General features: G+C 64.4%; 15 protein-coding genes. All 15 read right to left on the reverse strand.

Annotated elements, in window-relative coordinates; genetic code table 11:
• Window positions 1–126: 126 nt before the first annotated feature.
• The 15 genes from XI02_RS27495 to XI02_RS27565 all read right to left on the reverse strand — a co-directional run bounded on the left by XI02_RS27495 (window position 127) and on the right by XI02_RS27565 (window position 13,456).
• Window positions 127–405: a hypothetical protein gene (locus XI02_RS27495; protein ID WP_018272266.1), complete on the reverse strand. Its 279-nt coding sequence runs from the start codon at window positions 403–405 to the stop codon at window positions 127–129.
• Between the two features lie 145 nt (window positions 406–550).
• The gene (locus XI02_RS27500; RefSeq protein ID WP_016842358.1) at window positions 551–1,300 is read right to left on the reverse strand and encodes a cation transporter; all 750 of its coding nucleotides are present in this window, start codon (window positions 1,298–1,300) and stop codon (window positions 551–553) included.
• Window positions 1,301–1,449: 149 nt separating this feature from the next.
• A complete protein-coding gene (locus tag XI02_RS27505; RefSeq protein WP_016842357.1) occupies window positions 1,450–1,764 on the reverse strand; it encodes a copper-binding protein in 315 nt (104 codons plus the stop codon).
• A gap of 29 nt (window positions 1,765–1,793) precedes the next feature.
• Window positions 1,794–2,267, reverse strand: coding sequence for a cupredoxin domain-containing protein (locus XI02_RS27510; RefSeq protein WP_016842356.1), 474 nt, complete (start codon window positions 2,265–2,267; stop codon window positions 1,794–1,796).
• A 41-nt stretch (window positions 2,268–2,308) separates the two neighbouring features.
• Window positions 2,309–3,664 (reverse strand): multicopper oxidase family protein, encoded by a 1,356-nt coding sequence (locus XI02_RS27515; RefSeq protein ID WP_026192930.1) that lies wholly within the window; start codon window positions 3,662–3,664, stop codon window positions 2,309–2,311.
• Between the two features lie 12 nt (window positions 3,665–3,676).
• On the reverse strand, window positions 3,677–5,101 hold the full coding sequence (locus XI02_RS27520) for a TolC family protein (RefSeq protein WP_018272267.1): 1,425 nt from the start codon (window positions 5,099–5,101) through the stop codon (window positions 3,677–3,679).
• Between the two features lie 9 nt (window positions 5,102–5,110).
• Window positions 5,111–5,422, reverse strand: a complete 312-nt coding sequence (locus tag XI02_RS27525) for a hypothetical protein (protein WP_018272268.1) — start codon at window positions 5,420–5,422, stop codon at window positions 5,111–5,113.
• A 77-nt stretch (window positions 5,423–5,499) separates the two neighbouring features.
• Entirely contained in the window at window positions 5,500–5,952 is a 453-nt protein-coding gene (locus XI02_RS27530; RefSeq protein WP_370143235.1) for a hypothetical protein, read from the reverse strand.
• 566 nt (window positions 5,953–6,518) lie between these two features.
• Window positions 6,519–6,722 carry a hypothetical protein gene (locus XI02_RS27535; protein ID WP_125459325.1) on the reverse strand — a complete coding sequence of 68 codons (204 nt, stop codon included), beginning with the start codon at window positions 6,720–6,722 and terminating at the stop codon, window positions 6,519–6,521.
• 126 nt (window positions 6,723–6,848) lie between these two features.
• Window positions 6,849–7,055 carry a hypothetical protein gene (locus XI02_RS27540; RefSeq protein WP_125459324.1) on the reverse strand — a complete coding sequence of 69 codons (207 nt, stop codon included), beginning with the start codon at window positions 7,053–7,055 and terminating at the stop codon, window positions 6,849–6,851.
• A gap of 89 nt (window positions 7,056–7,144) precedes the next feature.
• On the reverse strand, window positions 7,145–7,636 hold the full coding sequence (locus tag XI02_RS27545; RefSeq protein WP_244620814.1) for a hypothetical protein: 492 nt from the start codon (window positions 7,634–7,636) through the stop codon (window positions 7,145–7,147).
• 343 nt (window positions 7,637–7,979) lie between these two features.
• Window positions 7,980–8,288, reverse strand: coding sequence for a phage minor head protein (locus tag XI02_RS27550; RefSeq protein ID WP_016848401.1), 309 nt, complete (start codon window positions 8,286–8,288; stop codon window positions 7,980–7,982).
• Window positions 8,289–8,445: 157 nt separating this feature from the next.
• Complete coding sequence (locus XI02_RS27555) at window positions 8,446–11,604, reverse strand: efflux RND transporter permease subunit (protein WP_018272269.1); 3,159 nt, start codon at window positions 11,602–11,604, stop codon at window positions 8,446–8,448.
• Window positions 11,601–13,058, reverse strand: coding sequence for an efflux RND transporter periplasmic adaptor subunit (locus XI02_RS27560; RefSeq protein ID WP_370143231.1), 1,458 nt, complete (start codon window positions 13,056–13,058; stop codon window positions 11,601–11,603). Before XI02_RS27560 ends, XI02_RS27555 begins: the two co-directional genes overlap by 4 nt.
• Window positions 13,055–13,456, reverse strand: coding sequence for a FixH family protein (locus XI02_RS27565; protein WP_016843891.1), 402 nt, complete (start codon window positions 13,454–13,456; stop codon window positions 13,055–13,057). Before XI02_RS27565 ends, XI02_RS27560 begins: the two co-directional genes overlap by 4 nt.
• Between the last annotated feature and the right edge of the window lie 25 nt (window positions 13,457–13,481).

Consider the following 13,481-nt stretch of genomic DNA (forward strand, 5'->3'; position numbering starts at 1 on the left):
TTTTTGCTGCGCTGTAGGATGGGTAGAGCGCAGCGAAACCCATAATGCTTCCGCGCGGATCAGAGGTGATGGGTATCGCTTCGCTCCACCCATCCCAAGGATCAGCATAATCGTTACGGATGGTGATTACGGATAATGCTCGAGGCGACGATCGGGCTTTTGCGGGCGGCTCGCCCCCACCGTGTTGCCCGCTGCGCCGGCATCCGGCTTTGCCGGACGCGCGGCCTTCTCCACCGGCGGCCCGCTGTCGCCGGTCTTCTTGGCGCTGTTCAGCGCCTGACCGGTGGTGGTCACATTGGCGGCCTGCCCGGCCCCCGCCGAGCCGGCCGAAGGGCCGGAGCTTTGTGCCAACACGGTTCCCGACAGCACCAATGCCGCCATCAGTATTGCCGCGTTGATTGTCATGAGGGGGCCTTCTGTGCGCGAATGATGCACAGCAACGCACCGCTGCCAAGGACGTTCCCCCGGAGCCATCATTTAAGGTAAATGCGCGGCAAATTTCTGCCCTGCCGCGGCCCGTCGCAGGAAGCACCGGGCGCTTGCGGCTTCATCAGCCATGCGCCGCTAACGGACTGCGGAGCGCCGCCTTGCGATATTCGGCCCATGCCTGCCGCAGGATTTGCACCGACGAGGTAAGGAATATCATCGCCATCACGGCGGCGACGGCAAGGTCAGGCCAGGCCGAGACCGATCCCCACACGCCGAGAGCCGCCGCCATCACGATGAGGTTTCCGATCGCGTCGTTGCGCGAGCAGAGCCAGACCGAGCGGACATTGGCATCGCCGTCCTTGTACGGCAGCAGAAGCAGAACCGAACCTAGATTGGCCGCGAGTGCCAACGTGCCGATGGCGCCCATCACCTCGGCCTTCGGCACGCCGAGCACGAACGTCTGGTAGACGGTCGAGCCGAACACCCACAGCGCCATCAGGCTCAGCGACGCGCCCTTCAGCAGCGCAGCGGAGGCACGCACACGCAGGCTGGCGCCGATCACCGCAAGGCTCAATCCATAGGTGAGCGTATCAGCAAGGAAGTCGAGCGCATCGGCCTTGAGCGCCTGCGATCCGGCAAGCTGACCCGCGATCATCTCGGTCAGGAACATCGCGCCATTGATGCCGATGACCGTCCAGAGCACGCGCCTGTAGCGTGGATCGAGACCGTCGAAGACGGGAACGCCGCCTGAGCAGCCGCACGAATCGACCGCGCGATCGCGGTCCCCTGCCCGCACACGAGCCTTGACCGGCAGCGTCAGCGGCGGTGGTGCGCAGCATTCGGTCGTCTTCTGCTCACAGCAATCGTTCATTGCTCGTCCTTCCAGACGACAGGATAAGGCCGACCACGTAACGCATTCAAGCCGATCCGTCTGGAACCGCTCTGCGGATCATGTGTCGCGGTCAAGGGCTGCCGGCTGGGTTCAGCCGACAGCCCAACCTGTTGATGCGGGCCGTCGCCTCACTTTGCCTTCTGGATCGCGGTGACGGTGTAGCCGCCGTCGCCCTCCTTGGCCTCGAACCGGACCTTGTCGCCGACCCTGACCTGCTTCAGCAGCGCCGGATCCTTGACCCGGTAGACCATCGTCATCGGCTCGTCCATGCCAAGGCTCCTGGCCGGGCCGTGCTTGAGCGTGATCTTCCCCGCGCCCTCGTCGATCTTCTTGACCTCGCCATCGATATCAGCGCCCTGCGCGAACGCCGCGCCCCAAGGCGCACTCAATGCCAACGCCAGCGCAAGCGAGGCCGCGCGCGCAATCCGGATGATCCTGTTCATGGTTGTTGTCCTTTCTTTCGTTGATGATTTCATTTCACGATGACGCGGCCGGTCATCCCGTAGTCGCGGTGATCCGGAATCAGGCAGGAATATTCGAACGTTCCGGCCTTGGTGAATTTCCAGACGATCTCCGCACTCTTCTTCGGTGCGAGGCGAACGCCGTTCGGATCGGCATGCTCCATATGCGGATGCTTCTTCATCACTTCGGCATGCTTCAAATTCTCTTCGGTGGTCGCGAGCAGGAATTCGTGATCCTCGGTGCCGGCATTGCGGATCACGAAGCGGATCTGTTCGCCACGCTTGACCTCGATGCGGAACGGCGTGAACTCCATCTCCTTCATCTCGACCTCGACCGTGCGCGAGGGCTTGCTCGGATCGCCGGGCTCGCCGGCCGAATAGGATTCGTGACCATGTTTTTCGTGACCGCGCGACGGCACTGCCGCGACCGACAGCGCGATCAGCGCGACGCCGATGCCGGTGAGTTGCTTCACTGGATTCTCCATTCTGTGTTTGATGCTTGTGGTTGGTGAGTGAGCCGGATCCGCTACATCTTCATTCCCTTCATCGATGGCTTGGCCTTTCGCCCGGGCGCCGCCGGCGGTTGGCGCGCGGGCTCGGCGGCGGGCGCCTCGACCTCATAGGCAACCGTGCCCGGCGGATATTTATAGGGACCGGGGTCGGCGTAATCGTCGCGGCCGAGCCCCTCGCGGATCTTCATCACCGTGAACATGCCGCCCATCTCGATCGGTCCGAATTGTCCGGTGCCGGTCATCATCGGCAGCGTGTTGTCGGGCGCGGGCATCTCCATGTTGCCCATCGCCATGCCGGTCGATCCCATCACCATCGCGTCGGGCGCGAGCTTGCCGACCGCCTTCGCCAGATCCTTTCGCGACACGCCGATGAAGTTGCGCATGTCGTGGCCCATCGCGTTCATGGTGTGGTGCGACTTGTGGCAGTGGAACGCCCAGTCGCCCGGATTGTCGGCGAGCATGTCGAACGCCCTGACCGCGCCGACCGGCACGTCGGTCGTGGTCTCCGGATATTGCGCCGACACCGGCACCCAGCCGCCGTCGGTGCAGGTCACCGCGAAATTGTGCCCGTGCACATGGATCGGATGGTTGGTCATGGTCAGGTTGCCGATCCGCACCCGGATCCTGTCGCCGAGCCGGATCGGCATCGGATCGATGCCGGGATAGACGCGGCTGTTCCAGGTCCACATGTTGAAGTCGGTCATCTCGTTGACCTTCGGCAGATAGGTGCCGGGGTCGATGAGGTAGCTGCTCATGATGAAGACGAAGTCGCGGTCCACGGGACGGAACGCCGGATCACGCGGGTGCACGATGAACATGCCCATCATGCCCATCGCCATCTGCACCATCTCGTCGGAATGCGGGTGGTACATGAAGGTCCCGCTGTGCTTCATCTCGAATTCGTAGACGAAGGTCTTGCCGGGCTTGATGTGCGGCTGGTTGAGCCCGCCGACGCCGTCCATGCCGCTGGGCACGATCATGCCGTGCCAGTGCACCGTGGTGTGCTCCGGCAGTCTGTTGGTGACGAAGATGCGGACCTTGTCGCCCTCGACCGCCTCGATGGTCGGCCCCGGCGCCTGGCCGTTATAGCCCCAGAGATTGCCCTTCATGCCGTCGGCGAATTCGCGCACCACGGGCTCGGCGACGAGATGGAATTCCTTCCAGTCGCCGTTCATCCGCCACGGCAGCGACCATCCGTTGAGCGTGACGACCGGCCGGTAGTCCGGCCCGCTGGTGGGATGCAGCGGCGGCTGCATCACCACCTTGTCCATGGTCGGTGCTTCGGGAATGGCGGCGGCCTGGACGCGGCCGCTCACCGCGCTGGCCGTGACCAGCGCCGCGCTGCCGAGAAATCCTCGTCGTGAAAACATGTGCTGCTCCATTCAATGACCGCCGCCGGCCGCGGGCTGCGCGACCGAGGCGATGGCGGATGGTGTCGATGCTGCGCCGGCCGAGCCGCCGCCGTTGATCGCGGTCTGCAGTTCGGATTGCGCCAGCAGGAAGTTGCGCTTGGCGTCGATCGCCGTGCGCAGCGAGGCGAGCCGCTGCCGCGCTTCGGTCAGCAGCGCGAACACGTCGACCTGCATGCTGGAGAAGCGCAGCTGCATCTCCTCGGTGATGATCTGCCGCAACGGCAGCACCTCGCGCTGGTAGTGGCGCGCGATGTCGTAGGTCGAGCGGTAGACGCGGTAGGCGTCGCGCGCCTCGGAACGGACGTTGATCGCCTTCTCGGTCAGGCGGTTCATCGCCTGGCGGTAGGTCTCCGCCGCCTGCCGTACTCGCACCTCGCCGCCGTCGAAGACCGGAATCTGGAACTGGACGTCGAAGCCGCGCTCGCTGAACGGCGGGGCTTCGGGATCGTGCGTCCGCTTGTCGATGCCGGCGACGTCGAGCAGCGTGACGAAGCGCGTCGCCTCGGTGAGATCGAGCGCCTTGGCGAGCGCGACGATTTCCATCCGTGCAATCTGCAGATCGACGCGGTGACCGACCGCGGCGATCTCGATCGACGGCTGCTGCAGCGGCTGCTTCGGCAGCGGCGGCAGCCGGTCCGGAATCCGGAAGCCGAGATCGCCGTCCCACAAGCCGAGCAGGCGCGCCAGCCGCTCGCGCGAACTCGCCGCATTCTGCCGCGCGCTGGCGAGGTCGGCGGTGATCTCGGCGTAGAACACCTGCTCGCGGGCCTGGTCGAGCTTGTTCATGCCGCCGGTCTCGCCGAGCTTCCTGGCGAGTTGCGCGGTCGACTCCGCGGTTGCCTTCGCATCCGTCAGCAGCGCGACCATCTCATTTGCCGCGACGGCCGCGACATGGCTGCGCCGCACCTCGGCGGCAAGCCGCAGGGTGGCGAGCGCGGCCTTGAGCTGCGCCTGGCGGAAGCGCTCGCGCGCGATCTCGGAGCGGACCGGCAGGGTCGCGAGCGCAAGGATGTCGCCGACCACTTGCCGCTCGACCTCGCTGGCACCGTTTCCGGCGATGCGGGAGATCGAGAAGGTCGGGTTCGGCGGCAGGCTGTCGGCGACGTAATCGGTCTCCGCCAGCGCCAGCTCGTTGTAGGCGGCTTGCAAGCCCTTGTTGTTCAGCAGCGCGACCTGCACGGCGGCATCCGCCGTCAAATTGCGTGCGAGCAGCCGTTTCACCGCGGCGTCGACGCTCGCGGCCCCCTCTCCGCTGCGAACGAAGGCGACGTCCTTGCCGATCGCCTGCGCGGTCACCTCGGAGACGACGCCCATACCGCTATCGGGCGAGAACGAGGCGCATCCCGCGAGCGCGGATGTCAGCAGCAGGATCGGCGCGATGGCCGGATATCGCATGGCGCCCTCCTAATGTTCGGACTTGGCCGGCGGGGTCACGCCGTCGTTGCGCTCGCGCCAGGGCTGCGGCGTCGACGGACGCAGGCTGCTGTAAGGCGCGATCGTCGAGCGGTAGCCAACGCTGGCCCTGCCCGCCGACGGATCCGCAGGATCGCCAGCAACGGCGACCGGCCGGCCGTCGGCCATGCAGCCGACGAGCGGCGCTGCCGCGACGACGGCGGCGGTCAGCCGCGATAACAGTATGGATTGCGCGCGCCGGCCAAGCCGGTTGCCAAGCCGGTTGGCCACGGCGGCGAGCCTCGCCCCGAGATGCGAAAACATGGATCTGTCCCGATCATCAAATGAATCACAGGCATGCGCACGCGAGCGCGCGGCGCAGCCACGATGTCAGCGAGAGATCAGGCGATGGGGGGACGATAGAGCCGCGCAGGCGCCTCGCTGCGCAGGCTCTGGAAGGCTTCAGCGAGACGGGTCGCGATCGGGTGCAAGGGACCGGCGACGAGCGGAAGATCGGCCGGCAGCGCCGATGCGCACATCAACGCGCAGCACGGTCCCGGCGCGGTCTTGCCGTCGTGGCTGTGCTTGACCGGTGGTTCAGCGCCATCGGCTGCGTGATGCATGTGCATGCCGCCGTGATCGTGGGCGGCATGATCGTGCGCGACGCCTTCGGCATGCGCCATCGGCGTCGACGCCGCGTGAACATGCGCGGCGGCAGCCGGCTGGACCTCATCGGTCAGGCACGGAAACGGCGCCCCGAATGCGAGCGCAAAGGACGGCGCGAGCACGCAAAACAGATAGGCCAGGATGATGGAACATCCCGCCCGTACCCGCCTTGTCCTCGTCAATCGCACCAACACCCGCGTCGCATCTCCAACCATCCGCAAGCTACCCGCAAATCAGCCTGCTGCAAATCGCCACCAGCTATATACCCCCGCCGGGTATCATTCAATCCGGTTCAAATCCACGAGCCGGCGTCATGTTTCTATCACATCCTTGCCGCTTGGTGTGACGCGCAGTTTCGAGTGACACTCCCGGGCTGATCCGGGATCAACCGGGATTGGCCGGGAAGTGGCGAGTTCTCAAAGGCTTGGCTGGCCACTGCGCGCATTTGGACGGGACGCGAGCGCGCAACTTCGAATGTCACCCGGCGGCGCGCCGCGCACGAAAATGCCAATCAATTCAGTCCGGCGAGGCCTAAGTGGGACTCAAACCGGCGTCCTCGCGAACGGGAGTCCCACCTAGGTCGGATGTTCAAGAAAGCCTTGCCGCGCAAAGGGTTTTTGACTTCGGGCGCACAGCAGACGCGTCGAAAGTGGGACTCCAAGTGGGACTCAATTTCGGTCGCTTTTGATAGGTAAGCGAGCTCGCTTGTCCCACTGCGTTGACGTCGAATTAGTCTCGCTGCTGACGTTTGCCATCATCGCGCCTTGCGCCGTTCTCGTCCCGCCTTGAGAAGGCGGTCGATGCGGACATGGATGCCCTTCGTGCTTTCGGCGGCGGCCAGCGAGCGGTGCTTAGATAGCGGATCAGGACGCGTGTTGTCCCACAGCACAAAGCGACCCTCGGCTATTCTTATCGCGTAGCGTGAGTCCGCAACCGGATCGCCAATTGATTTTTTCAATGCTGTTCTCCAATGAAAGAACACAGGAACGTCGATCCGCTTGCACGGTACCGGCGAAAAAAATTGTCTCGATTTCCTTGCCGAGGCGCGCTCCCTGACGGATGTTACAGAGCGCCACCGTTGCGGCTAGATTTGTTGAGGCCCTTTCACGTTTGCCAAGGCCGTAACCCGCAGTTCGCTTTCGTCGCGCTCACCCGTTGCGGCACAAGAAAGGATGTTCTGTGCAATCTGCAGACGGTTAGAGATCGTGAGCGTCATGGGTAATAATGAAGTTATCGCTTCCTCAAAAACTTTTCGGAAACTGGCAAGCTCTTCTGGTGAATAATTATTCATCCTGATCTCCCTCTCGCTACGCGCGTCTGCGTCAACCTCTCCGATTGCTCGCGTCCACCAATTGCGGCGAGCCGATTCCATTGCAGAGATTACGAGGCCATCATCTCGAGGTCGTAGTTGCGGCTAACCGTGCCCGCGGCAATTTGAAGCGAACATCCAATTGCCCAGCAGCATGCGATCAGAACGATCGAACCGTCGGACACTACGTGATCAAGGACAATCATATTGACGCACAGAAACGCGGTAATAGCGGCGACGAAAGTACCTGCCGCACTGAGGATCTCGGCGGCGTCTGTGCCAGTGGTTCGCTCTCCCGGCAGCCTCGAAGTTGATCGCTGAGCAGGACGGCCAGGCAGGTCGATCCCGATATAGAAGCTGAAGGCGCCAAAGAGCATCACCAACCAGATAAACCAGTCGCTTCCAAACAATTCGCCTTTCAGGTGCATCAATGCTGCGCCCACATACATGCCGCAGGAGGCTCCAACGGTAGCCAGTCCAATCCTTTCAAGGAGATGCACCGATTTGATTAGAGCAAGAGGAGCTACCCAGTTGGTAGCCGAGGCATAAACGTACTTTGCCATCGCCCGTGGCGCATTGCACATTCGCATGTTGTTTCGCCTCTGCAAGGAACAAATGGCCTGCCGCAGTCAGCGGGCTGCGCGTTTGGGTGCACTTCACGTCATTAAGCGTGGAAAAAGTGTGCCGACCGACGGCATGAGCTGCCCCACCTGGTGGCTGCGAGACCTCGGCGCCTCGCCACTTTGGCAGCTATCCGGCAAGCAATTCGGTTGAGCACTGTAGAGACGTTACTCCGTCTCCCGTCTAACACCTAATGATTAATGACCGAACATGTGTTGAATAAGGAAGGGCACCGCGGACCTCGATACCTGCACAAGGGCTTGTGAGTACGAGCACGTATAGACTTTATTCCTCGGCGCGCACCGGTTGCTCGCCTGGTCGATAGGCGAAACCGGGGTCGATTCCTTCGGGCACCATGACGGTTCGGTCGCCGACGATGTGCGGCACCAGGCGCGAGGCCGGCGCCTGGTAGGACACCTCATAGCCGTAGCGTTCAAGGTCGTCGTCGGAGAGGCTTTCGACCCAGCAATGGCAGAACCAGCCATTGGGCGGGAAATGCGTCTGCCACCACGGATCATCCACTGGGAGAATTGTGCCGTCCCAGGCCTTGTGCTCCGGCCGCGGATGCGCCTGGCCCGGCAGATGCTTGTACATTAGGTAAGGCCCGGGTCGCCTTGACCTGCTGTATCTGCTCCCAGCGCCCGGATGGACGCCCTTTGGACCGCCGCGGCGGCGCTCGGTTGACCCAAAGTTCCGGGTTGGTGATGGGGTGACAAACGAAGTTGCGCACGGTGCCATTCGTTTTTGCGCGCTACACTTGGCGCGCGGCACAGGAAGCAACTTCGCGTGCCGACACTCTCGCCTTGATCTCGATGCCCTTCACGACGGCGAAGATCGCGGGAATCACGATCAGCGTCAGCAGCGTCGACGAGATCATGCCGCCGATCATCGGCACCGCGATGCGTTGCATGATCTCGGAGCCGGTGCCGGTGCTCCACATGATCGGCAACAGCCCGGCCATGATGGCGACCACCGTCATCATCTTCGGACGGACGCGCTCGACCGCGCCCGTGATGATCGCGCGATTGAGGTCGTCACGAACGATCGTGCGTCCCTCCGCAGCGCGACGCGCGGTGATCTCGCCCAGCGCCTGGTTGAGATACATCAGCATCACGACGCCGGTCTCGGCGGCGACGCCGGCGAGCGCGATGAAGCCGACCGCGACCGCAACCGACAGGTTGAAGCCGAGCGCCCACATCAGCCAGAAGCCGCCGACCAGCGCGAACGGCAGCGACAGCATCACGATCATCGTCTCCGCCACCGAGCGGAAATTGAGGTAGAGCAGCAGGAAGATGATCGACAGCGTCACCGGCACCACGATCCTGAGCCGCGCGGCGGCGCGTTCGAGATATTCGTACTGCCCGCTCCAGACCACGTAGGTTCCGGGCGGAAACTGCACGCCGGCCTGCACCGCGCGCTGCGCGTCCGCGACATAGCCGCCGAGATCGCGATCGCGAATATCGACATAGATGTAGGTCGCGAGTTGCCCGTTCTCGGTCCGGATCGTGGTCGGCCCGCGCGCCGGCGCGATGTCGGCGACCTCGCCGAGCGGCACCGCGCCGCCCGCCGGCATCGGCACCAGGATGTCGCCCGCAATCGCGCCCGGATTGTCGCGCAAATCGCGCGGATAGCGCATGTTGACGGTGAAGCGCTGGCGCCCCTCGACCGTCGTGGTCACGCTCTGGCCGCCGAGCGCGGTCGCGATCGTATCCTGCACGTCCTGCACCGCGATGCCGTAGCGCGACAACGCCTCACGGTTCGGCGTGATCTCGAGGTAGTAGCCGCCGAGGCTGCGCTCGGCATAGGCCGACGAGGTGCCGGGCACGCCCCGCACGACCTGCTCGACCTGGCGCGCGAGCTTGTCGATCACGGCAAGATCGGGACCGATCACCTTGACGCCGACCGGCGTCCTAATCCCGGTCGACAGCATGTCGATCCGCGCCTTGATCGGCATGGTCCAGGCGTTGGAGACGCCGGGAAATTGCAGCGCCTTATCCATCTCGGCGATCAGGCGGTCGAGCGTGAGGCCGGCGCGCCATTGCTGCTTCGGCTTCAGATTGATGACGGTCTCGAACATCTCAGACGGCGCCGGATCGGTTGCGGTGGCGGCGCGGCCGGCCTTGCCGTAGACCGAGGCGACTTCCGGAAAGCCGCGGATGATCCGGTCCTGCATCTGCAACAGCTCGGCCGCCTTGGTCACCGAAATCCCCGGCAGCGTGGTCGGCATATAAAGCAGCGTGCCCTCATTGAGGTCAGGCATGAATTCGGTGCCGAGCTGCCGGGCCGGCCAGATCGAGACGGCGACGGCACCGAGCGCCAGCAGGATCACCAGCGTCTTCGCCCGCAACACGCCGTTGATGACCGGACGGTAGATCCAGATCAGAAAGCGATTGATCGGATTTCTGTGCTCGGGGACGATCCTGCCGCGGACGAAGATCACCATCAGCGCCGGCACCAGCGTCACCGACAACAGCGCCGCCGCCGCCATCGCGAACGTCTTGGTGAAGGCGAGCGGCGAGAACAGCCGCCCCTCCTGCGACTCCAGCGTGAAGATCGGCATGAAGGACACGGTGATGATGAGCAGGCTGAAGAACAGCGCCGGCCCCACCTCCGCCGCGGCCTCGATCAGGATCGCGACCCGCGACCGCCCGGGCTCCGCCCGCTCCAGGTGCTTGTGCGCGTTCTCGATCATCACGATCGCCGCGTCGATCATGGCGCCGATCGCGATCGCGATGCCGCCGAGGCTCATGATGTTGGAGCCGATGCCGAGCAGCTTCATCGCGCCGAACGCCATCAAGACACCGACCGGCAGCATCAGGATCGCGACCAGTGCGCTGCGGACATGCAGCAGGAACACGATGCAGACCAGCGCGACCACCACGCTCTCCTCCAGCAACGTCCGCTTCAGCGTGTCGATCGCCGCATAGATCAGGTTGGAGCGGTCATAGACCGGCACGATCTCGACCGATTTCGGCAGGCTGGTCGCGATCTCCCTGAAACGCTTCTTGACGTTCTCGATCACGTCGAGCGCGTTGACGCCGAAGCGCTGCAGCACGATGCCGCTCGCCACCTCGCCCTCGCCGTTCAGTTCAGCGATGCCGCGCCGCTCGTCGGGGCCGAGCTCGACGCGGGCGACGTCGCGCAGCAGCACCGGCGTGCCGCCATCGGTCTTCAGCACGATGTTGCCGAGATCGTTGATGTCCTTCAGATAGCCTTTGCCGCGGATGACATATTCGAACTCGGAGAGCTCGACGGTGCGGCCGCCGACATCGGCATTGCTGGCGCGGATCGCATCGCGCATCCGCTGCATGGTGATGCCGCGATCGCGCATCCGTTGCGGATCGAGGATCACGTTGTACTGCTTGACGAAGCCGCCGACGCTGGCGACCTCGGCCACGCCTTCCGCCCTGGCGAGCGCGAATTTCAGGTTCCAGTCCTGGATCGTGCGGGTGTCCGCAAGGTTCAGCTCCTTCGACATCACGGCATACTGGTAGACCCAGCCGACCCCGGTCGCGTCGGGTCCGATGGTCGGCGAGACGCCGGCCGGCAGCCGCGACGCCGCGCCGTTGAGGAATTCGAGCACCCGCGAGCGCGCCCAGTAGATGTCCGTGCCGTCCTCGAAGATGACATAAACAAAAGACACGCCGAAGAACGAGAAGCCGCGCACGACCTTCGACTTCGGCACCGTCAGCATCGCCGTGGTCAGGGGATAGGTGACCTGGTCCTCGATCACCTGCGGCGCCTGGCCGGGATACTCCGTATAGACGATGACCTGGGTGTCGGAGAGATCGGGGATCGCATCGAGCGGCAAATGCAGCAGCGCGTAAAGGCCCGCGGCTGCCGCGAAGCCGGTGCCGAACAGCACCAGCAGCAGATTGCGCGCCGACCAGGCGATGACACGGGCAATCATCGCCGGTCCCCCGTCTTCTCGCCCTCGCCCGCCTGCGCAGCACCGGCCTCGGCAAAGCCCTTGATCGCCGCCTTCAGGTTGCTTTCGGCATCGATCAGAAACGTCGCGGAGGTCACCACCGCATCGCCCTCGGCGAGGCCGTCGCGGATTTCGACATAGCCCTCGCCGCGCCGGCCGAGCTTGACCTCGCGCGGCTCGAACCGCCCGTTGCCGCGGTCGATCAGCACGCTCTGGCGGCTGCCAGTGTCGAGGATAGAATTATCAGCTACCGTAAGTACCGGCGCCGCGCCGCCGGTGTCGATCTCTGCGTCGACATACATGTCCGGCAGCAGCGCGAGGTCGGCATTCTGCAATTCGATCCGCACCCGCGCGGTGCGCGTCTCCTTGTTCACCTGCGGATAGATCACGCTGATCTGGCCCGCGAAGCTGCGCCCGGGATAACTGCGCGCCCGCACCGTGACCTTTTGCCCGACGACGATATTGCCGAGATCGCGCTCGGCAACGTCGACCAATGCCCACACGACAGAGACGTCGGCAATCCGGAACAGCACGTCGCCGGGCTGCGCGCGCATGCCCTCGATGGCGGCGCGCTGCAGCACGATGCCGTCGCGCGGCGACAGCCACTGGATCGCGATCGGAACCGTCCGGCTCTTCTCCATCTCGGCGATGACCGGTTCGGGAACGTCGAGATTGGTCAGTCGCTGCTTGGAGCCGCGCCCGTAGGGCTCGATACCCACGGTCGCCTTCGACGTGATGGTCGCGACATATTCGGCCGCAGCGGACGATATTGCCGGGCTGTAGATCTCCATCAACGGCTGGCCCTTCGTCACCCGGCTGCCGGTCGTGACGTCGGCGACTTTCTGCACATAGCTCTCGGCGCGCATTGCAATCACCGACACCCGCCGTTCGTCGAGCTGGATCGTGCCGGGTGCGCGGACCAGCGTGCGGATGCGGCGCATCTGTGCGGGCTCGGACTTGACGCCGCTACGCTGGATCCTACCGGGCGACAGCGTGATCGACCCGTCGTCGCTGTCATCGCCGTCATAGACGGCGATGTAATCCATCCCCATGGAGTCCTTCTTCGGCACCGGCGAGGTGTCGGGAAGTCCCATCGGATTGCGATAATATTTGACCTTGCGCTCGCCTTTCGCGGCAGGCGCGCTCACCTCTGCCGATTGCCCGGGCCCGCCGGCACCTCCCTCGTCATCCGCAAACACCGGCAGATAGTCCCGCCCGTCAGGCGTCTTCTTGGGTGTCGCCGAATAGAGCGACTTGCCGTCGGGATCGCGGTAGTAGATCGGCGCAGCGGTCTCCGCCGCCCGCGCGGCGGAGACGATGGCAGCGGTCGCTGGCCGCGGCGGCAGGTCGCGGCCGATCCATGCGGCGCCTGCCACTGCGGCGATCGCAGCCCCAGCGCCGGCCCATGTTAAGGGGCCCATTGCTCGACGGCTCATTGCTCGGCCGTGACGACGAGCTTGTTCTCGACCGCGCCGGTCTCGCCCTGCACCTTGGCGCCGAGCGACAATTGCCAGCGGCCGGCCATGCCGAAGGTCGCCTTGAACCGATAGGTGCCGGGCTCGGTGCCCGGCATCGGCGTCACCTTGGTGGCCATCTCCTGCATGCCGTCGGGCGCCATGTCGAGCCTAGTCGAGAAGATGACCGCGTCGGGCACGGCTTTTCCGCTGGTCTTGTCGACCAGCCGCACCGTGACGATGCGATCGGCACCCGCCTTGACCGTCGGCTGCACGAGCTGGAATTCGTAGTTCTTGATCTCGGCGTGGGCAGCCATGCCCGTTACGGCAACGCCCATCAGCGCGGCGGCAGCGGCGCGCGCCAGGTGGAAAGACTTCATGGTAATGATCCTCGATACGTCTGAT

Origin of the sequence: Bradyrhizobium sp. CCBAU 21365, from assembly GCF_015291305.1 — a bacterium.
Lineage (GTDB): Bacteria > Pseudomonadota > Alphaproteobacteria > Rhizobiales > Xanthobacteraceae > Bradyrhizobium > Bradyrhizobium elkanii.